The sequence below is a fragment of the uncultured Brevundimonas sp. genome, from assembly GCF_963977465.1.
GTDB lineage: Bacteria > Pseudomonadota > Alphaproteobacteria > Caulobacterales > Caulobacteraceae > Brevundimonas.
On sequence record NZ_CAXBOQ010000007.1, the window covers coordinates 1 to 20,406 of the forward strand.

Genomic DNA, 20,406 nt, shown 5'->3' on the forward strand with positions numbered 1-20,406 from the left:
GGGCTTGGGGCTTGGGGCTTGGGGCTTGGGGCTTGGGGCTTGGAGCGGGGACAGGTCGGTGCTTCTGCCTACTCCCTAAGCCCTACCCACTATCTCACTAGCCTCTTTTGCCGTTTCCAGCTTAGGTCCACCTGCACACGGAGACGACCCCACGATGACTGATACCCCGGCACGGCCAGCCAAGCGGCTGGAACTGACACTTCGTGCCCTGGTTCTGGGATCGCTGCTGGCGCTCGTGTTCACGGCGGCCAATGTCTATCTGGGCCTGCGGGTCGGCCTGACCTTCGCCTCGGCCATCCCCGCCGCAGTGATCTCGATGGCGGTACTGCGGGCGTTCCGGTCCTCGACCATCTGGGAGAATATGACAGTCCAGACGGTGGCCTCGGTCGGCGGGGCCATGGGGGCGATCATCTTCGTGCTGCCGACGCTGGTCATGGTCGGCTGGTGGACGTCCTTTCCGTTCTGGACCTCGTTCATGATCTGCGCCTTCGGCGGCGTGCTGGGCGTGACCCTGTCGATCCCGCTGCGCCGGGCCCTGGTGGTCAACACCGACCTGCCCTACCCCGAGGGCGTCGCCGCCGCCGAGGTGCTGAAGGTCGGGTCGCGCGGCGAGGACCAGACCGAATCGGCCGTGCGCGAGAACAAGGCCGGCCTGATCACCGTCATCGTCGGGGCTGTCGCCTCGACCGCACTGGCCTTTCTCGCATCAGCACGGGTCTTCACCGCCGAGGCGGTCACCTATTTCCGCCTGCCGACCGCCCTGGGTGGCGGGGCCACCGGCATGGGCGGCGGGGTGTCCATGGCGCTGCTGGGGGCGGGCCATCTGATCGGCCTGGCCGTCGGCCTGTCGATGATGGCCGGGCTGGTCATCGCTTGGGGCGTGGCCGTGCCCTTGCTGACCGCGATGCAGAACACGCCCGGCGCCGCCGAGGCGGCGGCGATGGATGTGTGGCTGAACCAGGTGCGCTTCATCGGGGCCGGGGCGATCGGCGTGGCCGCCCTGTGGACCCTGACCAAGCTGGTTCGACCGCTGGTCCTGGGGCTGACCGCGGCCCTGGCGGCCCAGGCCAAACGCGCCACGGCCCAGACGCTGGAGCGGGTCGAGCAGGACATTCCGATCGGACTGGTCGGGCTGGCGTCACTGGCGGCGGTTGCCGCCATCGGGGTGCTGCTGTGGAGCTTTACCGCCGGGACGCCGCTGGCCCCGCATGCGCCGATGCTGGTCGTCGGCGGCCTGTTGTACGTGGTCGTGATCGGCTTCGTCGTCGCCTCGGTCTGCGGCTATATGGCCGGACTGATCGGATCCTCGAACAGCCCGGTTTCCGGCGTCGGCATTCTGGCGGTGATCGTCGCCACCCTGATGATGGTGGGGGCCATGCGGCTGGCCAACATTCCGGCCGACCCCTCGGTCATCGCCTATGCCCTGCTGGTCACCGCCGTGGTCTTTGCCATCGCCGTGATCGCCAATGACAATCTGCAGGACCTGAAGACCGGTCAGCTGGTCGAGGCGACGCCGTGGCGGCAGCAGCTGGCCCTGATCGTCGGCGTCGTCGCCGGGTCGCTGGTCATTCCGCCGATCCTCGACCTGCTGAACGGGGCCTATGGCTTCGTCGGCGGTCCGGCGGCCACGGTCGTCGGGGCCCAGCCCCTGCCGGCACCCCAGGCCACCTTGATCTCGTCCCTGGCGCGGGGTGTCATCGACGGCAACCTGCCGTGGAATTTCATCGGCATCGGCATCGCCCTGGGCGTGGCCATCATCGTGATCGATGAAATCCTGGGGGCCCGGACCCGGGCGCGACTGCATCCGCTGGCGGTGACCCTGGGCATCTACCTGCCGTTTTCCGTGGTCTCGACCGTCGTTGTCGGGGCCATCGCCGGCCGTATCTACAATGACGCGGTGTCCGCATCGCCGTACGCCGCCGTGGCGCGTCGGCTGGGCGTGTTGCTGGCCTCGGGCCTGATCGTCGGCGAGAGCCTGTTCGGCGTGTTTACCGCGGCGGTCATCGTCAGCAGCCGTAACAGCGCGCCGTTCGCCCTGCTGCCGGAGGGATCCGCCTGGCCGGCCATGGCCGCGGGCACGATTGCCTTCGTGCTTGGCGTGATCGGCCTGTACGCCTGGACGCGGCGCCGCGCAGCCCGGGTCTAACCCTCCGGGGTCTCGCCCCGGTTCACAGAGCCGGGTTCCGCCAACCGCCCTGCCCTCGCCGTTTTTTGCGGGCATAGAGCGCGGGCATTTCACCGGAGGTCGTGTTTCGCACCCTCTGGCGTTTGCGCCCGTGTCCCTGTATGGGGCGCGCTCCCTGAACTGTCGCTCTTTCTCCGCGGCCCGCCCCGGCTTACCCCGCTTGCCGGCCGCTTTTCACGTCTGATTTCAAAATGAACATGCGCAACGTCGCCATCATCGCCCACGTCGACCACGGCAAGACCACACTGGTGGACCAATTGCTGGCCCAGTCCGGCGTGTTCCGAGCCAATGAGGCGACCACCGAGCGCGCCATGGACTCCAACGACCAGGAAAAAGAGCGCGGGATCACCATCCTGGCCAAATGCACCTCGGTGCTCTGGAACGGGAAGGCCGGCGAGACCCGGATCAACATCATCGACACCCCCGGTCACGCCGACTTCGGCGGTGAGGTCGAGCGCATCCTGGGCATGGTGGACGGCTGCGTCATCCTGGTGGACGCCGAAGAAGGCGTTATGCCCCAGACCAAATTCGTGCTCACCAAGGCGCTGAAAATGGGTCTTCGCCCCATCCTGTGCATCAACAAGGTCGACCGCCCCCACGCCGATCCCGACCGGGTCCACAACGAGACCTTCGACCTGTTCGCCGCCATTGGCGCGACCGACGAGCAGCTGGACTTCCCGCACATCTACGCCTCGGGCCGTAACGGCTGGGCGACGCTGGACATGAATGTGCCCAACGACAATCTGGCCCCGCTGTTCGACCTGATCGTCGACCACGTCCCGCCGCCCAAGGTTCAGGAGAACAAGGACAAGCCGTTCCAGATGCTGAACGTGCTGATCGAGTCCGACCCGTTCCTGGGCCGCCTGCTGACCGGCCGCATCGAGAGCGGCAAGGCCGTTCCCGGCATGGCCATCCATGCCCTCGACCGCGACGGCAAGGAAATCGAACGCGGCCGCATCACCAAGGTGCTGGCCTTCCGCGGCCTGAAGCGCACGGCGCTGGACGAGGGTTCCGAGGCCGGCGACATCGTCGCCATCGCGGGCCTGTCCAAGGCCACCGTGGCCGACACCCTGTGCGCCATGGAAGTCACCGACGCGCTGCCGGCGCAGCCGATCGATCCCCCGACCATCTCGATGACCGTCTCGGTCAACGACAGCCCGCTGGCCGGTCGCGAAGGCGACAAGGTCCAGTCGCGCGTGATCCGTGACCGCCTGCTGAAGGAAGCTGAAGCCAACGTCGCCATCCGCGTCACCACGAGCGAGGGCGGCGACGCCTATGAGGTCGCCGGCCGGGGCGAACTGCAGCTGGGCGTGCTGATCGAGAACATGCGTCGCGAAGGCTTCGAAGTGTCGATCTCGCGTCCGCGGGTCGTCTATCAGACCGGCGAGAACGGCGAGAAGCTGGAGCCGATCGAGGACGTCATGATCGACGTCGACGACGAATATACCGGTATCGTCATCGAGAAGCTGTCGGCGCGTAAGGGCGAACTGAAGGACATGGGTCCGTCGGGTGCCGGCAAGACGCGCATCAGCCTGATGTGCCCGTCGCGCTCGCTGATCGGCTACCAGGGCGAGTTCCTGACCGACACGCGCGGCTCGGGCGTGCTGAACCGGGTGTTCAGCCACTATGAGCCGCACAAGGGGGCCATCGAGGGCCGTCTGAAGGGCGTGCTGGTGTCCAACTCGGACGGCGAGACCGCCGCCTTCGCCCTGTGGAACCTCGAGGACCGCGGCGTGATGTTCGTGGGCTCCGGCGAAAAGACCTACCAGGGCATGATCATCGGCGAGAACGCCCGCTGGGACGATCTCGACGTCAACCCGATCAAGGGCAAGGTGCTGAACAACATCCGCGCCTCGGGCAAGGACGAGGCCGTGCGCCTGACCCCGCCGCGGGCCATGTCGCTGGAGCAGGCCATCGCCTATATCGGCGAGGATGAGCTGGTCGAGGTCACGCCCAAGTCGATCCGCCTGCGCAAGCAGATCCTGAACCCGAGCTTCCGCAAGAAGCGCGCGCGCCCGGAATAGGGTCGCCGCGGTTTCGCACCGGACATGAAAAAAGGGCGGCCCGTCTGGGCCGCCCTTTTTGGTTTATCCCCTCGTCGCTGTTAGCGGCGCTTAACCAGGCCCAGCAGGAACAGGAGGATGATCGCGCCGATGGTGGCGACGATGGTCGACCCGATCCAGCCGCCCCAGGAGAAGCCGAGGGCGTTGGCGAGGAAGCCACCGATGACGGCACCGATGATGCCGACGATCAGGTTGGTGATCAGGCCGTGGCTACGACCCATGATTTTCTCGGCGAGAAAACCGGCAATGATACCAACGATGATCCAGAACAGAATGCTCATGAGTAAATCCCTTCCCTAAAAAGCTAAGCTCGGGACCTAAATGCCCGGACCACAATCCGGTTGCGTCCATCTCGAAAGTCAACGTTCGGCGATTTTCCCCCGGTGCGCGAACGCGGCACGCCCCTTGCCGCATGAAAGGCGAGCCGTTCCGTTTCGGGACAGCGAACGACCAAGGGGATTTGGGGCCATGGCTACCGACATCGATCTTCACCTGGGACGCCGTCTGCGTCGTCGTCGTCGCCTTCTGGGCCTGACACAGCAGCAACTGGCGATGCAGGTCGGCATCCGCTTCCAGCAGATCCAGAAATACGAATGCGGCGCGAACCGCATCTCGGCCGCCCGCCTGTGGCAGCTGGCCGAGGCCCTGGAGTCGCCGGTCAGCTATTTCTACGACGGTCTGGAAGAGGCGATCGAGCGACAGGAGGCTGCCGGCGCGAACGGTGGCGAAATGTTTTCCCGAAAAGAAACGCTCGACCTGATCCAGGCCTACTATCAGCTGGGAGAGCGGCCGCGCCGTCGGCTGCTCGACCTGGCCAAGTCGCTACACGCCGAGGGCGACGCCGCCTGAGACCGGACTGGCCCCACGCCGGGCCAGTTGAAGGGTGACTTGCCGGCGGCGCTTGCTGTATGCCGCCGGCGATGACCGAGCTTGAAGCCTTCACCGTCGATCTGGCCCGCGAAGCGGCCCGGGTGTCCCTGCCCTTCTTCCGCAGCGTGTTCGCCCAGGAGGACAAGGGCACCGGCGGCGTCTTCGATCCGGTCACCGAGGCCGACCGTGCGGCCGAGGCGGCGATCCGCCGCCTGATCACCGCCCGCTATCCTGGCCATGGGGTGATCGGCGAGGAATATGGCGCGGATCGTCCCGAGGCCGAACACGTCTGGGTGCTGGATCCGATCGACGGCACGCGGGCCTTCATCGCCGGCCTGCCGGTCTGGACCTGTCTGATTGCGCTGCGCCACGCCGGTCAGCCGCGCATCGGGACGATCGCCCAGCCCTATCTGGACGAGATCTTCGTGGGCGGTCCCTCGGGCGCGCGCCTGTTGAAGGGTAGGACCGAGACGCCGCTGCGGACCCGGTCGTGTGCCGGTCTGGACCAGGCCCTGATCGCCACCACCGACCCCGACCTGTTCACCCCGGCAGAGCGTGAGGCCTGGGTCCGACTGCGCGCCGGTGCCCGGCTGGCCCGGCTGGGCTGTGATGCCTATGCCTATGCGATGGTCGCGGCCGGAACCATCGATCTGGTGGCCGAGAGCGACCTGAAAATCTGGGACTGGTCGGCGCTGGTGCCGGTGATCGAGGCCGCCGGGGGCCGCGTCACCGACTGGCACGGCGAAACCCCGAACGACAGCGGACAGATCCTGGCGGTCGGCGACGCGGGCCTGCAGGCACCGGCGCTGTCCGCGCTCAGCCCTGCGGCCCTGGCCCGAAGCGTCTAGCGTCTAGCGTCGAGCGGCGTCAGACGACTTCAGAGGAATCCCTGGCGGGCTCGGGCTCGGGCTCGAACGTTGACTCCGGGCTCGATTCAGGGATCGACAGGGCGGCCGGCTCCCCGTCCCGGTCGACGTCGGGCTCAGCCTCGGGCTCGGCCACGACTGGCGACAGGTCCTGGATCGGCGAGACATAGGCTGCCATCGCGTCGAACTCTTCCAGGAAGATGCCGCGCAGGGCGTCGGTCTCCATGATGACCTCGTGCCGGGACCCGGTCACCTCGACATAGCGCCCGCGACTGAGGCGGCGGGCTGCCCATTTGTTGGTCTGTTTCCAGACGCGATCGTCCTCGCCCGCCTGAACGATGGCGACGGGAATTTTTACGGATTTCAGCGCCTTGGGCTTGAGAGACCGTTCGCCCGCATCGAGGGCGAAGGCCAGCCAGCCCCAGGTCGGGCCGCCGACCGCCAGGTGCGGGCAGGCGTATAGCTGCTGACGCCAGAGCTCATAACGGGTCTCGTCCGACGTCAGGGCGTCGTTCTCGAACGTGTGGTCGAACGGATCATCGGAGTCGTCGAGCACATAGTCGCCGGCCTTGCCGTGGCGCAGATTCCAGCGCGCCGCCAATTTGACCGACCACATCGACCGTTTACCGGTCTTGAGGCGCAGCATCGGGCTGCACAGCACTGCTCCCGAAAAGCGGGTCTCGCCCGCCTCAAGTGTCATCAGGTTGAGCGTGGCCCCCATCGAATGGCCGATCATGATCCACGGCTTGGGCGCGCGGGTCTCGAAGGCTTCCAGCAGGCGGCCATAGTCGTCGAGAAATTCCTCGACGGCGCGGGCATGACCCTTGAGCCGGTCGGGCAGCAGGCGGGCGGACAACCCCTGACCGCGCCAGTCATGAGCCAGGACGCAGAAGCCACGCGCCAGCAGGTTGCCGATCAGTTCGAAATATTTCTCGATCGGCTCGGTCCGGCCGGTGCTGAGAACCACCGTGCCGCGCGGCTTGGCGGCCACCAGGGTCGAGGGGGTCCACAGCGCCGCGCGCAGGCGCAGGCCGCCGGCTCCACGGAACCATTCGCCCTGTCCGCCGGGCGGAGGGGCCGCGCCTGGTACGCCCATCAGGGGGGCGTTGGCGGCATAGGCTACAGCACGGTTCACTCGGGCTTCCTGAACTTCAAGGTCATGCGATCGCTCTCACCGATCGCGTCGTACTTCTTCCGATCGAACTCCGGATCGGGCGCCTCACCCCGCGCTGCCGTCAAACTCCGGGGCGGCAAGGTCTCCACGCCGAACGGATGATCCTTGGTATCTCTTTCATTCGCGTTGATTTCCGAAGACGCGACGAAAACAAATCCGGCCTCGGCCGCGAGCTGGCGAACGAAGGCTTCCTGGACATAGCCGTTGGCGGCGGCCGGGTCCTGATCCTCGTCGGGGGCCAGGCGGTGCTGCTCGATGCCCAGCGTCCCGCCGGGACGCAGGGCTGCATAGGCGTCGGAAAAGGCCTTTTCCGACACGCCGGCGGCCATCCAGGCGTGGATATTGCGCATGAACAGGACCAGGTCTGCCGAACCGGCCGGGGCGACCGGGCCGCTGGTCGGCCCGAAGGCACTGAATTTGAGGTCGCCGTACAATTTGCGGTCGGCGGTGAAGTGGGACTGGAAGGCCGCCATCAGGGCCGACTGGGCCGGGTCGTCACCGCCACCGGTCTGGAAGCCCGCCGCATAGTAGGTGCCGCCACCGCGGGCCAGATAGGGGGCGAGGATCTCGGTATACCAGCCACTGCCCGGCCAGAAGTCGACCACGGTCATGTTCGGCTGCAGACCGAAGAAACGCAGTGTCTCCATCGGATGACGGTCCGCGTCGCGATCCCGGTCCTGGGCCCGCCACGGACCGGCGATGGCCCACTCCAGCGAACCGACAGGCGGTCCCGACGGCGCGTCCTCGGCGACCGGCTCCTCGACGGCCTTGCCGCGCCCGCAGGCCCCCAGCCCGATCAGGACAGCGGCAGACGCACCAAAAAGCACCCCGCGACGCGACGCGACCTGTTGCCGGCCCTGCCAAGATTCACCCATTCAATTCCCCCGTGTCGTTACGCCGCGTCCACTGCGTCGACCCCGACAGGGCTGGATTAACCACGTTCGCTGCCATCGTCAAAACGACCATTGGCTCAGCCCGGCTTGCGGAACCGCAAGGTCATGCGATCGCTTTCGCCGACCGCGTCGAACCGGGCCCGCTCGGCCGGGGTCAGGGTCTGCCCCTGGCCGGACGAGCGCCGCACCGGCGGCAGGGTCCAGACCCCGAACGGGTGATCGTGATCGTCCTTCGGATTGGCGTTCAGTTCGCTGCGGGCATCCAGCACGAACCCGGCCTGCCGGGCCGCTTCGATGACATAGGCTTCAGAGACATAGCCGGTCGGGGCCGTGACCGAGACGTCGAGATCGCCGGGACTGCGATGCTGCTCGACCGCGAGCACGCCGCCGGGCTTCAGGGCCTGGAAGAAGGCGGCCATATAGGGGGCGGTGCGACCGTCGCGGGACCAGTTATGAAAAGCGCGGGCCACAACGACCATGTCGGCGGTACCGTCGGCCACGCCCATGCCGTCCGTGGGACGGTTGACCGCGACATAGCGGCCGCCGCTGTTGCGGGCGTAGGGCTCCAGAATGCCTCGCCACCAGCCGGCGGCACCCGGCTCGATCTCGACCACGGTCAGGCCGGGCGTCAGGCCCCAGAAGGTCAGGGTTTCAAACGGATGACGCGCGGCGTCCCGGGCCGTATCCGCCGCCGGGCGGGCTGGATCGGCGATCACGGCCTGCAGGACTTCGTCCTCCTGCAGCACCGGCGGAACCATGGTCAGGCGGGCGTCGGCGGTCGGGCCGGCTGCGGCTGCCCCGCTTTCGGCGAGAGCCGTGGAGGGCAGGATCAGGGCGGTCGACAGGACCAGGGCGAGCAGACGCATCGGCGAACTCCGCAGGAAACAGGAAGGTGACGGGTTTTCATACGACGGATGGCGGCAGGGGCAAGTCACGATCCTGCATTTGGTCGCCGATTGACGCGCGTCCCCTTGACGTCCGCGCGCCGCTTCCCACATCGGACTCCGAGAGCGCCGGTTCCGGGCTCTCCAGACCAGGCGGGGCCCAGAAGGGACCGTCACGGCCTGATCCCCACCGTCGTCCGGGGCCAAATCGCCGGACGACTCAACCTTGCTGATCCCCAGGAGGATGACCCATGCGTGCCTATGATTTTTCCCCCCTCTATCGTTCTGCCGTCGGCTTCGACCGACTGGCGACCATGCTGGAGACGGCCGCTCGCACCGGTGAGGCCGACGGCTGGCCGCCCTACAACATCGAAACCACCGGCGAGAACGCCTATCGCATCGAAATCGCGGTCGCCGGCTTCAAGCCGGATGAGCTGAATCTCGAGGTGAAGGAAAACCTGCTGACCGTCACCGGTCGCAAGACCGCCAATGACGACACCAACGCCCGGTCGTTTCTCCATCGCGGCCTGGCAGAGCGGGATTTCGAGCGCCGCTTCCAGCTGGCCGACTATGTGATCGTGACCAAGGCCGACCTGGTCAACGGACTTCTCAGTATTGAGTTGAACCGGGAGCTGCCTGAGGCGTTGAAGCCTCGTCGGATCGAGATCGGCACCACTGCGCCGATGATTGAGGGCCGCAAGACCAAGGCCAAGGCCGCCTAGCGCGGACTTTCGAGACGACACTCCGACGGACATCGGACAGATAGGGGGGTGGCGTTCGCGCCGCCCCCCGTTTCGTATCAGGCGGCGGCGTCGGGGGCCGCAGGCATTTCCATGCCGCGGGTTCCAACCAGGACAGCGTCGGTCAGTTCGGCCTGACGCATCTGGGCTCCATGGAGAATGGATCGGGACAGGTCCGCGCCGGTCAGTACCGCCCGCCGGAGATCCGCCCCGGTCAGGTCAGCGCCGCGCAGGCAGGCCCCCGTGAGATCGGCCGGCAGCAACCGGTCAACAGCCAGCATCAACGGCCCCAGCTGGGCCCCACGCATATCGGCCCCGTTGAGCCGTGCCCGGGCCAGTCGCGCCCCGCGCAGATCAGCCCCCTGAAGATTGGCCGAGCGCAGGTCGGCGTCCTCGAGATGCGCGCCCTGCAGCTGGACCCCGGCCATGTCGAGGCCGTAGAAGACCGCGCCACGGGCCGACAGGGCCGTCAAATTCAGTCCGGTGATCGATCCCAACTCCCGCAGGTCGACGCCGTCGAACACCGAAGGCTGGCCCTCGGCACCGCCGGTGTCACACCAGCGGGCGTGCTCGCCCAGCATGTCGGCGGCCGGCATGGTCGATACCGGTTCCCCGGCGGAGCGATGATCGGTCAGCGCCCCCTCCATATTGGCCCCGTCGGTCCGCCACAGGTCCGCCTTGACCCCGACGAGGATGGCGTCGCGCAGATCGGCACCCGAGAGATCGGCACCGGACAGATCGGCCCCGGCGAGGTCCGCGCCCCGGAAACTGGCCTGTTTCAGATTGGCCCGGACCAGCTTGCAGTCCTTCATGATCGCATCGGTGAAGTCCGCAGAGACGGCGATGATGCCAGTCAGCTTGGACCGCTGCAGATTGGCCCCGGCCAGACAGGCCCCCTGGGCCTGGGTGTCGGCTCGGGACTTCGATTCGACCACGCGGAAGCCAAGCCGGGAATCGGCGGCGGCGATGGTGCCTTCGCGCAGATCGGCCTCAAACATGTCGGCACCGGACAGGTCGGCCCCGCGCAGACAGGCCCCGCGCAGGTCGGCGCGGCGCATGCTGGCCTCGACCAGGAGGACGTCCTGCATATCGGAGCCAAAGAAGGTGGCATTGTCGAGCCGCGCGCCGCTCAGATCGCAGCCGATCATACAGGCGGCGGAGAAGTCGGCATCGGCGAGATTGCGCCCGGCCATGCTCAGGCCGCTGAGATCCATCCAGGCGAAAACAGCGCGCGCGCCGCCGGGCTTGGCCTGCCACAGGCGGTCGTGCCGGACGCAGATCGCGTCCAGCTCCGGCTGGGTGAGGCGTCGTCGGGCGACATCTGGCGAGGGCGCAAGCATGGGTTCATGATAAACCCGTTCGCTTAATGAAGGCTTGAGGAAACCCCGGTTTTCCGTTCCGGCTCAAGCCGTCAGCAGGCCCTGTTCAGTCAGGGCATCGGCCAGTTTGCCGGGTCCGGTCCACAGGCGCGTATAGCCCGCCTCGCCGAGGCGTTTCAGCTCCATGCCCAAATCGGCCCGGGGGGCGGCGGCGAACTGGGCGTCGAACCCGACACCGTCTTCGCTGATACGGACCATCGGGCGGCCGGTTTCGAGCCGGTGCAGATAGCCTTCGTACAGGACTCCGGCATCCTCGCTGAGCAGGCCGGTTTCCACCGTCAGTCCCGACTGGCGCAGGCGCTCGACCCCACGGCCTGACGCGAACGGTGACGGGTCAACGGCGGCGATCACGACCCGGGCGATCCCGGCCTCGACCAGAAACTGGGCGCAGGAGGTGCGCCCCGACGAGCGCGCGCCACAGGGCTCCATCGTCACATAGGCGGTCGCGCCACGGGCCTGGTCACCGGCGGCCGGAATCGCCTGCTCCTCGGCATGGGGGCGGCCGCCGGCGGCGGTAGCCGCCTCGGCCACGACCGCTCCGTCGCGGACGATGACGCAGCCGACGGCCGGATTGGGCCAGGTGTCGCCCATCCGGGCCAGGGCCAGATCGATGGCCCGCCGCATGAAGCCGAGATCGGCTGCGGCGTCGCTCACGGCAGCACCGGCAGGGTCTGGGCCCGGTCGACGTCGAGATAGCGGGCGGCGACCGGCTTCAGGTCGTCATCCAGGTCAATCTCCAGCGGATTGCCGGTCGGGATTTCGACGCCGACGATCTGGTCGTCCGGCACCTGGAACAGATGTTTGACGATGGCGCGCAGCGAATTGCCGTGAGCGACGATCAACACGTCGTCACCCGCCTTGAGGCGGGGGGCGATGGCGTCGGTCCAGTAGGGCAGGACCCGCTCGAGCGTGATCTTGAGGCTTTCGGTGTCGGGGATCGGCTGGCCGGCATAGCGGGGGTCGGCATGGAAATCGTACTCGCCGCCGGGGGCCAGCGGCGGCGGCGGCACATCGTAGCTGCGCCGCCAGATGCGGACCTGGTCCTGACCGTGTTTTTCAGCGGTCTCGGCCTTGTTGAGGCCGGTCAGGCCGCCGTAGTGGCGCTCGTTCAGTCGCCAGTCCTCGACCGTGGGAATGTCCGTGAGGTCCGCGGCCTGCAGGGCGAGGGCCCCGGTGCGTTTGGCGCGCGTCAGCACCGACAGGAACATCACGTCGGGCCGGAAGCCGGACGCGGCGATCAGCTCACCGCCGCGGCGAGCCTCGGCCTCGCCCTTGGCGGTCAGATCGACATCGACCCAGCCGGTGAAGCGGTTCTCGAGATTCCACTGGCTCTGGCCGTGACGCAACAGGATCAGACGGGGCATTCAGGGTCTCCGACGGCAATAGACGGGGCGTAGGACCGGGTGCGCGTCGGGTCAAGGCGACGGTCGCGCGGTGTGCGGCAGACCGGTGGAGCCGTCGCGGGCGACGGGCGTTGTTGTTGGCCCCGCCCCGGTTGTCCTATAGCCAGCCCCAGTCCGGTCTCATTCAAGGCTCTCTCCATGCAAAAGCCCCGTTCCGACCTCCGTTCCAATACCGCCGAGTACGAGACCATACCGCTGGTGAAGGCGACGGGGTTCCGGGAATACGATGCGCGCTGGATCCTGGACAAGGAGATCAACCTGCTGGGCCTGCAGGCGCTGGGGCTGGGACTGGCCACCTATGTGCATGAGGTCGGCACCCGGCCGCGGATCGTGGTCGGCCACGACTACCGGTCCTATTCGCTGAGTGTGAAACAGGCGCTGATCCTCGGTCTTCTGGAAGGCGGGATGGAGGTGCTGGACATCGGCCTGGCCCTGTCGCCGACCGCCTATTTTGCCCAGTTCGCGCTGGACGCCCCCTGCGTGGCCATGGTCACGGCCAGCCACAACGAGAACGGCTGGACCGGGGTCAAGATGGGGGCCAATCCGCCGCTGACCTTCGGCCCCGACGAGATCGGGCGGCTGAAGACGATCGTACTGGAGGGCCAGGGCGTGGCCCGGCCCGGCGGGCGGCTGGAGCGGGTCGAGGGCTTCCGCGACCGCTATCTGGACGAGGTCACCACCGGGGTGAAACTGACCCGGCCGCTGAAGGTGGTCGCCGCCTGCGGTAACGGCACGGCCGGGGCCTTCGCGCCCGAAGCCCTGCGCCGCATGGGGGTGGAGGTGATCGAGATGGACACCGAGCTCGACTACAATTTCCCCAAATACAATCCGAACCCCGAAGACCACGCCATGCTGAGCCAGATGGCGGCGCGGGTTCGTGAGACCGGGGCCGATCTGGCGCTGGGCTTCGATGGCGACGGCGACCGCTGCGGCGTGGTCGATGACACCGGCGAGGAGATTTTCGCCGACAAGATCGGCCTGATGCTGGGGCGCGACCTGTCGGCCCTGTACCCCGATGCGACCTTCGTCGTCGATGTGAAGTCGACCGGCCTGTACAAGACCGATCCGGTGCTGAAATCGAACGGCGCGGACGTCGTCTACTGGAAGACCGGCCACAGCTATATCAAGCGCAAGACCGCTGAGCTGGGGGCCTTGGCCGGGTTCGAGAAGTCGGGCCATTTCTTCTTCAACGCCCCGATCGGGCGTGGCTATGACGACGGCATCGTCGCGGCCGCGGCCATCCTGGCCATGCTGGATCGCAACCCGGGCAAGAAGCTGTCCGAGCTGAAGGCGGCCCTGCCGGATGCGTGGACGTCGCTGACGATGAGCCCGCACTGCGACGACGAGCTGAAGTACGAAGTGCTGGAGCGGATCGTCGCCGACTATCAGGCGCTGGCCGACGCGGGCGGGTCGATCCTGGGGCGCAAGATCGTCGAGGCGATCACCGTCAACGGCGTACGGGTCCATCTGGACGATGGATCGTGGGTGCTGGTGCGGGCCTCGTCCAACAAGCCGGAGCTGGTGGTGGTCGTCGAGAGCATGCGCTCGGCCGACGACATGCGCGCCCTGTTCCACGACGAGGTCAAGCCGCGGCTGGCCAAATACCCGGAGATCGGGGCCTACAATCAGGAAATCTGACGGTCGCCGTCAGAGCTGGGCCAGCAGATAGATCAGGCCGAGCGCGAGGCCGACCAGAACGATCAGCGACAGGGTTACCACGGTGGCGATGCGCAGGCCCGAGCGCGCCACCGCCCGGGCGTCGGTGCTGAGGCCGAGGGCCGCCATGGAGATCACGGTCAGGGCCGTGGCGATGGCGGCCATCGTCGGCAGGGCGGCGACCGGGATCAGACCCAGCGAGCGCGCGGCCATCATCAGCAGGAAGCCGATCACGAACCACGGCACCAGCCGGCCGAGCGGAATGCCGGGTATGCGGGGCGCGTCGGTCACGGCCACTGCGTCGGCCCGCCGCCGCAGCGCCATCACCAGGGCCAGACCCAGACACACCGGGCCCAGCATCAGAACCCGCACCAGTTTGATCAATGTGCCGGACTGGGTGGCGATGGCCCCGACGGGCATGGTGGCGGCCAGCACCTGGGGCACGGCATAGACGGTCAGCCCCGCCAGCACGCCATATTCCACATGCGGCATCCGCAACAGCACGCCCAGCAGCGGCAGGGTCAGGACCACCACGACCCCCAGCACCGCGGTGAAGGCGATGGCGGCGGAGACGTCCTCGGCGTCGGCGTCGATCACCGGGGCCACGGCGGCGATGGCCGAGTTGCCGCAGATGGCGTTACCGCAGGCGATCAGGACCGCCATCCGGCGCGGCAGGCGCAGCAGACGACCGATGCCGTAGCTGACCGCGAGGGCGACGGCGACGATCAGGACCGTTCCCGCCAGCAGGCCGGGCCCGATGGCCATGACCGTCGCCGCGCTGACCGAGGCCCCGAGCAGGACCACCGCGATCTCCAGCAGGGTGCGGGCGCTGAACACGATGCCCGGCCGCAGGATCGCGGGCGGCGTCCAGACCGAGCGGATGGCGGTCCCGATCAGGATGGCCAGCACAATGCCGTCGATCCACGCACGCCCGAAAAGGCCGACTTCCAATGCCTGGACAGCGAGCGCGAGGCCGGTCACGGCGGCACACGCGATCACACCGGGCACCACGGACAGGACAGAGGACAGGCGGACAGGAATCATCGGGTGAGACTGCGCCACGCAGCCCGGCCGTTCCATCACCCCGCCACCGAATTGCGTCAGGTCGACGGGTTGGGGGCCTAGCTGTAGGCTCCCTGCCGCAGGTTGATGTCGTATTCGACCCACGCCTTCAGGGCCGCCAGCATCTCGGTCCAGCCGGCGCAGTTGCCGTACGAGGCTTTCAGACCCGCAGGGGTTGGCTTCCAGCGGGCCTCGGCGATGGTGACCAGGGTGCGGGTGCCGTCGTCCAGCGGCGTGAAGGTCATGGTCACGGTCGTCCGGCCGTCATCCAGCCCCTCCTTGCCCGCCCAGCGCAGGACGATCCTCTGGTCCGGCACCACCTCGATCACCTCGACCGGAAAGGCCCCGGGAAAGTCTGCGAAATCCCACTGGACCGTCGCACCGGTCTCGAGCCGGCCGACGGCGCCGCCGGTGGTGAAATAGCTCGACAGCCTTGCGGGGTCGGCCACAGCCTCGAACACCTCATGCACCGGCCGTCCCACCCGCGTGCTGACCTCGAATTTCAGCTCCATCGACCTTCTCCGTGGTTGCTCCGTGCGTATTTATGTTATAAAAATAAAACATGTCAAACGGCGAGGATCTGAACAATGTTTTCAAGGCCCTGGCCAATCCGGTTCGCCGCCGCCTGCTGGATGCGATGAAGGACGGGCCGCGCACCACGGGCCAGTTGTGCGAGGCCGAGCGGTCGCTGGACCGCTGCACCGTGATGCAGCATCTGAAGATCCTGGAGACCGCCGATCTGATCCTCGTCCGGCGCGAGGGTCGCGAACGCTGGAATCACCTGAACGCCATGCCGATCAAGGCGGTCCACGATCGCTGGATCGCCCCCTATGCGCGGCAGGCGGTGACGATGCTGGAGGACCTCAAGGCCCGGGCCGAAGGCTAACCCTCGGCCTCGATCGCCGCGACGATGTCGAAGACCACGCTTTCGACCAGGGCCGGGTCGTCGCCCTCGGCCATCACGCGGATCAGCTTCTCGGTGCCGGACTTGCGCACCAGCAACCGGCCGGTACCCGTCAGGCGGGCTTCACCGACGGCGATGGCCGTCTTGACCCCGTCGGTGTCCAGTGGCTTGCCGGCCTTGTAGCGGACGTTCTGCAGCAGCTGCGGCACCGGCTCGAACTGCTTGGCAAGGTCGCTCATGGTGCGGCCGCTCTCGACCATCACGGCCAGCACCTGCAGGGCCGACATCAGGCCGTCTCCCGTGGTGGCATAGTCGTGCAGGATGATGTGGCCGGACTGTTCGCCGCCGAGGTTGAAACCACCCGAGCGCATCCGCTCCATCACATAGCGATCACCGACCCTGGTGCGTTCCAGCGTCAAGCCGTCCGCGAGAAGGCTGCGTTCCAGCCCGAGATTGGACATGACCGTGGCGACGACGCCGCCGCCGGTCAGCAGGCCGCGCCGGGACCAGTCGCGCGCCACGAGCGCCATGATCTGGTCGCCGTCGACGACCTTGCCGTGCTCGTCGCAGATGATCAGCCGGTCCGCGTCGCCGTCGAGGGCGATGCCGATATCGGCCCGGTAGCGTTTAACCGCCTCGGCCAGGGCCATCGGATAGGTCGAGCCGCATTCGGCATTGATGTTCAGCCCGTCCGGATCGACCCCGATCGGGAATATCTCGGCCCCGAGCTCATAGAGGGTGGTCGGAGCCACGCGGTAGCCGGCCCCGTTGGCGCAATCGATGGCGATGCGCAGGCCCTGCAGGCTGAGCGCCTTGGGGAAGCTGGCCTTGGCGATCTCGATATAACGGGCCTGGGAATCGTCGACCCGTTTGACCCGGCCCAGCTTGTCCGGGGCGGCCAGCCCCTCGTCGAGGGCCGTATCCATCATCGATTCGATCTGCAGCTCGACCGAATCGGACAGTTTGTAGCCGTCAGGGCCGAACAGCTTGATGCCGTTATCGACATAGCTGTTGTGCGAGGCCGAGATCATCACCCCGATATCGGCGCGCATCGACCGGGTCATCATGGCCACGCCCGGTGTCGGCAGGGGGCCGAAGGTCAGCACGTCCATTCCGGCGCTGGCAAAGCCGGCCACCAGGGCCGGTTCGATCATGTAGCCGGACAGACGCGTGTCCTTGCCGATGACGACCAGATGGCGGCGCTCGTTGCCGGACATGAACAGACGACCCGCCGCGAGGCCGACGCGCAGGGCGACCTCGGGCGTCATCGGATAGGTGTTGGCCTGGCCACGGATGCCGTCAGTGCCGAAATAGCGTCGCTCGCCCAAGGATATTTCTCCTGATTTCGAAGGTCGTGGAAACCTTGCGAAACCGCATTTTAGGTGTCAGGTCGCCGCATATCGCCTAGACGCGCAACCGGACGTTAGACGTCGGATTAGACCGTCAGACACCAGCACGCAAAGCGGCGTCCATTTATTTCCGGGGAAGACATCATGTGCGGCATCATCGGAGTCACTGGTATCGGCCCTGCGGTCCCGCGGATTATCGACAGCCTGAAGCGACTGGAATACCGCGGCTATGACTCGGCCGGGATCGCGGCCCTGGTCGACGGGCGCATCGAACGCCGTCGGGCCAAGGGCAAGATCCGCGAGCTGGAAGCCGTGCTGGCGGCCGAACCGCTGGAGGCGACCCTCGGCATCGGCCATACGCGCTGGGCTACCCACGGTGCCCCGACCACGACCAACGCCCACCCGCACAAGGCGGGGCGGGTGGTGCTGGTCCACAACGGCATCATCGAGAATTTCGCCGAACTGAAGGCCGAACTGGCCGTCGCCGGCTGCGTGTTCGAGAGCCAGACCGACACCGAGGTCATGGCCCATATGCTGGATGAGGCGCTGAAGCGGGACTCCGACCCTTTGACGGCGTTCAAATCGGTGCTCGACCGGTTGATCGGGGCCTATGCCCTGGCGGTGCTGATCGAGGGAGAAGACGGCCTGATCCTGGGCGCGCGGCGCGGCAGTCCGCTGGTGGTCGGCTGGGGCGAGGGCGAAATGTATCTGGGCTCGGACGCCCTGGCGGTTGGCCCCTTCACCCAGAAGATCAGCTATCTGGAGGAAGGCGACTATGTCGCCCTCAACCGCGACGGCGCACGGATGTTCGACGTCAACGGGGCCGAGGTGGCGCGGCAGGTCGTCCAGGTCTCGGCCTCGTCGGCCATGGTCGAGAAGGGCGAGTATCGCCACTTCATGGAGAAGGAAATCCATGAGCAGCCCGACAGCGTACAGCGCACGCTTTCGGAATATCTGGATTTCGTGAACGGCCGGGCCAAGGAGCCCGCCATCGACTTTACCGCCATCGACCGCATCCAGATCGTCGCCTGCGGTACCGCCTTCTATGCCGGGCAGATCGGGCGTTATGCGTTCGAACGGCTGGCGGGTCTGCCGTGCGATGTCGAAATCGCCTCGGAGTTCCGCTATCGCGAACCGGCCGTCACCCCGGGCACCCTGGCTGTGGCCGTGTCCCAGTCGGGCGAGACCGCCGACACCCTGGCCTGTCTGGCCTGGTGCAAGGCGCGCGGCCTTAAGACCGCCGCCCTCGTCAATGTCCATTCCTCGTCCATGGCGCGCGAGGCCGGGACCCTGTGGCCGACCCACGCCGGACCCGAGATCGGTGTGGCCTCGACCAAGGCCTTCACCGCCCAGGTCGCGGCCCTGCTGGCGCTGGCCGTGGCTGCCGGCGTGGCCCGGGGCCGGATCGACGCCCTGACCGAGGCCGAACTGGTCAAGGCCCTGTTCGAGGCCCCGCGCCTGATCGCCGAAGCCCTGCAGATGGACGGCGACCTGCGCGACGTAGCCCAGGACATCGCCAAGGCCACCGACGTCATCTTCCTGGGCCGCGGACCGATGTTCCCGCTGGCCATGGAGGGCGCGCTGAAGCTGAAGGAGATCAGCTATATCCACGCCGAGGGCTATGCCGCCGGCGAGCTGAAACACGGCCCCATCGCCCTGGTCGACGAATTCACCCCGATCGTGGCCCTGGCCCCGCTGGACGATGTGTTCGAAAAGACCGCCTCCAACCTGCAGGAGGTGGCCGCGCGTGGCGGCCCGGTGATCATGATCGCCCCGGCCGCAGCCCCCGACCCGCACGGGGCTGGTATCCGCCGCATCGCCGCGCCCGACTGCCATCCGCTGATCGCGCCGCTGGTCTATGCGGTGCCGATGCAGTTGCTGGCCTATTACACCGCCGTGCAGAAGGGCACCGACGTCGACCAGCCCCGTAATCTGGCCAAGTCGGTGACGGTGGAGTAGCCGACCGCCCCGGGGTCGCTTCGCGCCTCGGGATGACGATCGCTTTGAAAATGGCACCCGTCCGTCCGATCATGCGTTAGGATCGCGCTTCGCTGAATCAGGACCGTCCATGACCTCCACGCCCCGTCGTCTTCGCAAGGCCGTCCTGCCCGTCGCCGGGCTCGGTACCCGGGTTTTGCCCGGGACCAAGACCACGCCGAAGGAACTGCTGAACGTCGTCGACCGGCCGATCCTGAGCTATATCGTGGAAGAGGCGCGCGAGACGGGAATCGAGCACATCGTGTTCGTCACCGGACGGTCGAAGGGGGCGATCGAGGACTATTTCGATCATCAGATCGAGCTGGAAGCCCAGTTGCTGGCCAAGGGCAAGACCGAGATCCTGGCGGCCATGAATGCCGAACTGGCCACCGCCGGCGAGATGAGCTTCACGCGCCAGATGCAGCCGCTGGGGTTGGGCCACGCCATCTGGTGCGCCCGCGACATCATCGGTGACGAACCGTTCGCCGTGCTGCTGCCCGACGTCATCGTCGACTCGCGGCCGGGGGCGCTGAAGCAGCTGGCCGAGGTCTATGCTTCGGTCGGCGGCAATGTCATCGGCGTCGAGGCCGTGCCCGACGAGGACACGCACAAATACGGCATCGTCGACCCGATCGATCGCGACGGTCGCAACATCCGCATGAAGGGGATGGTCGAAAAGCCCGCCGCCGGCACCGCCCCGTCGAACCTGTCGATCTCGGGCCGCTACATCCTGCAGCCGGAGATTTTCGACTTCCTCGAGACCCAGGAACGCGGGGCCGGCGGCGAGATCCAGCTGACCGACGCCATGGCCCGGCTGATGCAGGACCAGAGCTTCACCGCCGTCGAATATGAGGGCGTGACCCATGACTGTGGCGACAAGATTGGCCTGCTACGGGCCAACGTCGCCCTGGCGCTGAAGCGGCCCGATCTGGGGGCCGCGGCGCGGGCGGCGATCGAGGCGTTGCTCTAGGTCTACGGCTGCGCTTTGCCCCCGTCCCCGC

The 20,406-nt window shown here is 67.2% G+C and carries 19 protein-coding genes; 9 read left to right on the top strand and 10 right to left on the bottom strand.

The features are described 5' to 3' along the window. Positions 1-154 precede the first annotated feature (154 nt). Both AAC067_RS14115 and typA read left to right on the top strand, forming a co-directional pair. The gene (locus tag AAC067_RS14115) at positions 155-2,146 is read left to right on the top strand and encodes an oligopeptide transporter, OPT family (protein WP_339933491.1); all 1,992 of its coding nucleotides are present in this window, start codon (positions 155-157) and stop codon (positions 2,144-2,146) included. 230 nt (positions 2,147-2,376) lie between these two features. Then, the gene (gene typA, locus AAC067_RS14120; RefSeq protein WP_339933492.1) at positions 2,377-4,209 is read left to right on the top strand and encodes a translational GTPase TypA; all 1,833 of its coding nucleotides are present in this window, start codon (positions 2,377-2,379) and stop codon (positions 4,207-4,209) included. Positions 4,210-4,289: 80 nt separating this feature from the next. Here typA and AAC067_RS14125 read toward each other — a convergent pair whose 3' ends face one another. Next, a complete protein-coding gene (locus tag AAC067_RS14125) occupies positions 4,290-4,529 on the bottom strand; it encodes a GlsB/YeaQ/YmgE family stress response membrane protein (protein WP_339873331.1) in 240 nt (79 codons plus the stop codon). Between the two features lie 187 nt (positions 4,530-4,716). On the opposite strand from AAC067_RS14125, the gene AAC067_RS14130 reads away from it, so the two are divergent. After that, positions 4,717-5,097: a helix-turn-helix transcriptional regulator gene (locus tag AAC067_RS14130; RefSeq protein ID WP_300446174.1), complete on the top strand. Its 381-nt coding sequence runs from the start codon at positions 4,717-4,719 to the stop codon at positions 5,095-5,097. Positions 5,098-5,168: 71 nt separating this feature from the next. Beyond that, on the top strand, positions 5,169-5,966 hold the full coding sequence (hisN, locus tag AAC067_RS14135; protein WP_339933493.1) for a histidinol-phosphatase: 798 nt from the start codon (positions 5,169-5,171) through the stop codon (positions 5,964-5,966). Between the two features lie 19 nt (positions 5,967-5,985). Here the strand turns inward: hisN and AAC067_RS14140 are convergent, their stop codons facing one another. The 3 genes from AAC067_RS14140 to AAC067_RS14150 form a co-directional block, all read right to left on the bottom strand. Continuing rightward, positions 5,986-7,119, bottom strand: a complete 1,134-nt coding sequence (locus tag AAC067_RS14140; RefSeq protein WP_339933494.1) for an alpha/beta fold hydrolase — start codon at positions 7,117-7,119, stop codon at positions 5,986-5,988. Continuing rightward, on the bottom strand, positions 7,116-8,033 hold the full coding sequence (locus AAC067_RS14145; protein ID WP_339933495.1) for a methyltransferase: 918 nt from the start codon (positions 8,031-8,033) through the stop codon (positions 7,116-7,118). The genes AAC067_RS14140 and AAC067_RS14145 overlap by 4 nt, the downstream gene beginning before the upstream one ends. A 95-nt stretch (positions 8,034-8,128) precedes the next feature. Then, complete coding sequence (locus tag AAC067_RS14150; protein WP_339933496.1) at positions 8,129-8,917, bottom strand: methyltransferase; 789 nt, start codon at positions 8,915-8,917, stop codon at positions 8,129-8,131. A gap of 269 nt (positions 8,918-9,186) precedes the next feature. Here AAC067_RS14150 and AAC067_RS14155 point away from each other — a divergent pair, with 269 nt between their 5' ends. Next, complete coding sequence (locus tag AAC067_RS14155; protein WP_339933497.1) at positions 9,187-9,657, top strand: Hsp20 family protein; 471 nt, start codon at positions 9,187-9,189, stop codon at positions 9,655-9,657. Between the two features lie 77 nt (positions 9,658-9,734). On the opposite strand, the gene AAC067_RS14160 is transcribed toward AAC067_RS14155, so the two are convergent. From AAC067_RS14160 to gpmA, 3 genes are all read right to left on the bottom strand, one after another. Beyond that, entirely contained in the window at positions 9,735-11,015 is a 1,281-nt protein-coding gene (locus tag AAC067_RS14160; RefSeq protein WP_339933498.1) for a pentapeptide repeat-containing protein, read from the bottom strand. A 63-nt stretch (positions 11,016-11,078) separates the two neighbouring features. After that, a complete protein-coding gene (locus tag AAC067_RS14165; RefSeq protein ID WP_339933499.1) occupies positions 11,079-11,708 on the bottom strand; it encodes a bifunctional diaminohydroxyphosphoribosylaminopyrimidine deaminase/5-amino-6-(5-phosphoribosylamino)uracil reductase RibD in 630 nt (209 codons plus the stop codon). Next, entirely contained in the window at positions 11,705-12,418 is a 714-nt protein-coding gene (gpmA, locus tag AAC067_RS14170) for a 2,3-diphosphoglycerate-dependent phosphoglycerate mutase (RefSeq protein ID WP_339933500.1), read from the bottom strand. Before gpmA ends, AAC067_RS14165 begins: the two co-directional genes overlap by 4 nt. A 177-nt stretch (positions 12,419-12,595) precedes the next feature. Between gpmA and AAC067_RS14175 the strand changes: the two genes are divergently transcribed. Beyond that, positions 12,596-14,095, top strand: coding sequence for a phosphomannomutase/phosphoglucomutase (locus AAC067_RS14175; protein ID WP_339933501.1), 1,500 nt, complete (start codon positions 12,596-12,598; stop codon positions 14,093-14,095). Positions 14,096-14,104: 9 nt separating this feature from the next. On the opposite strand, the gene AAC067_RS14180 is transcribed toward AAC067_RS14175, so the two are convergent. Together AAC067_RS14180 and AAC067_RS14185 are read right to left on the bottom strand one after the other, a co-directional pair. Beyond that, entirely contained in the window at positions 14,105-15,175 is a 1,071-nt protein-coding gene (locus tag AAC067_RS14180) for a putative sulfate exporter family transporter (RefSeq protein ID WP_339933502.1), read from the bottom strand. A 59-nt stretch (positions 15,176-15,234) separates the two neighbouring features. Further along, a complete protein-coding gene (locus tag AAC067_RS14185; RefSeq protein WP_339933503.1) occupies positions 15,235-15,687 on the bottom strand; it encodes an SRPBCC domain-containing protein in 453 nt (150 codons plus the stop codon). A 50-nt stretch (positions 15,688-15,737) separates the two neighbouring features. Between AAC067_RS14185 and AAC067_RS14190 the strand changes: the two genes are divergently transcribed. After that, on the top strand, positions 15,738-16,061 hold the full coding sequence (locus tag AAC067_RS14190) for a metalloregulator ArsR/SmtB family transcription factor (RefSeq protein ID WP_339933504.1): 324 nt from the start codon (positions 15,738-15,740) through the stop codon (positions 16,059-16,061). On the opposite strand, the gene glmM is transcribed toward AAC067_RS14190, so the two are convergent. Next, positions 16,058-17,407, bottom strand: a complete 1,350-nt coding sequence (gene glmM / locus AAC067_RS14195) for a phosphoglucosamine mutase (protein WP_339933505.1) — start codon at positions 17,405-17,407, stop codon at positions 16,058-16,060. The genes AAC067_RS14190 and glmM overlap by 4 nt on opposite strands. 165 nt (positions 17,408-17,572) lie before the next feature. On the opposite strand from glmM, the gene glmS reads away from it, so the two are divergent. Both glmS and AAC067_RS14205 read left to right on the top strand, forming a co-directional pair. Further along, positions 17,573-19,387, top strand: a complete 1,815-nt coding sequence (gene glmS / locus AAC067_RS14200; RefSeq protein ID WP_339933506.1) for a glutamine--fructose-6-phosphate transaminase (isomerizing) — start codon at positions 17,573-17,575, stop codon at positions 19,385-19,387. 109 nt (positions 19,388-19,496) lie between these two features. Beyond that, positions 19,497-20,375 carry a UTP--glucose-1-phosphate uridylyltransferase gene (locus AAC067_RS14205; protein WP_339933507.1) on the top strand — a complete coding sequence of 293 codons (879 nt, stop codon included), beginning with the start codon at positions 19,497-19,499 and terminating at the stop codon, positions 20,373-20,375. The last annotated feature ends 31 nt before the right edge of the window (positions 20,376-20,406 follow it).

Excerpts from the sequence above, each read along its gene's own strand:
- glmS (WP_339933506.1), top strand. The coding sequence starts at position 17,573 with ATGTGCGGCATCATCGGAGTCACTGGTATCGGCCCTGCGGTCCCGCGG.
- AAC067_RS14190 (WP_339933504.1), top strand. The coding sequence starts at position 15,738 with ATGTCAAACGGCGAGGATCTGAACAATGTTTTCAAGGCCCTGGCCAAT.
- gpmA (WP_339933500.1), bottom strand. The coding sequence starts at position 12,418 with ATGCCCCGTCTGATCCTGTTGCGTCACGGCCAGAGCCAGTGGAATCTC.
- AAC067_RS14185 (WP_339933503.1), bottom strand. The coding sequence starts at position 15,687 with ATGGAGCTGAAATTCGAGGTCAGCACGCGGGTGGGACGGCCGGTGCAT.
- AAC067_RS14150 (WP_339933496.1), bottom strand. The coding sequence starts at position 8,917 with ATGCGTCTGCTCGCCCTGGTCCTGTCGACCGCCCTGATCCTGCCCTCC.
- AAC067_RS14115 (WP_339933491.1), top strand. The coding sequence starts at position 155 with ATGACTGATACCCCGGCACGGCCAGCCAAGCGGCTGGAACTGACACTT.
- AAC067_RS14155 (WP_339933497.1), top strand. The coding sequence starts at position 9,187 with ATGCGTGCCTATGATTTTTCCCCCCTCTATCGTTCTGCCGTCGGCTTC.
- typA (WP_339933492.1), top strand. The coding sequence starts at position 2,377 with ATGAACATGCGCAACGTCGCCATCATCGCCCACGTCGACCACGGCAAG.
- AAC067_RS14145 (WP_339933495.1), bottom strand. The coding sequence starts at position 8,033 with ATGGGTGAATCTTGGCAGGGCCGGCAACAGGTCGCGTCGCGTCGCGGG.
- AAC067_RS14125 (WP_339873331.1), bottom strand. The coding sequence starts at position 4,529 with ATGAGCATTCTGTTCTGGATCATCGTTGGTATCATTGCCGGTTTTCTC.
- hisN (WP_339933493.1), top strand. The coding sequence starts at position 5,169 with ATGACCGAGCTTGAAGCCTTCACCGTCGATCTGGCCCGCGAAGCGGCC.
- AAC067_RS14205 (WP_339933507.1), top strand. The coding sequence starts at position 19,497 with ATGACCTCCACGCCCCGTCGTCTTCGCAAGGCCGTCCTGCCCGTCGCC.
- AAC067_RS14160 (WP_339933498.1), bottom strand. The coding sequence starts at position 11,015 with ATGCTTGCGCCCTCGCCAGATGTCGCCCGACGACGCCTCACCCAGCCG.
- AAC067_RS14175 (WP_339933501.1), top strand. The coding sequence starts at position 12,596 with ATGCAAAAGCCCCGTTCCGACCTCCGTTCCAATACCGCCGAGTACGAG.
- AAC067_RS14130 (WP_300446174.1), top strand. The coding sequence starts at position 4,717 with ATGGCTACCGACATCGATCTTCACCTGGGACGCCGTCTGCGTCGTCGT.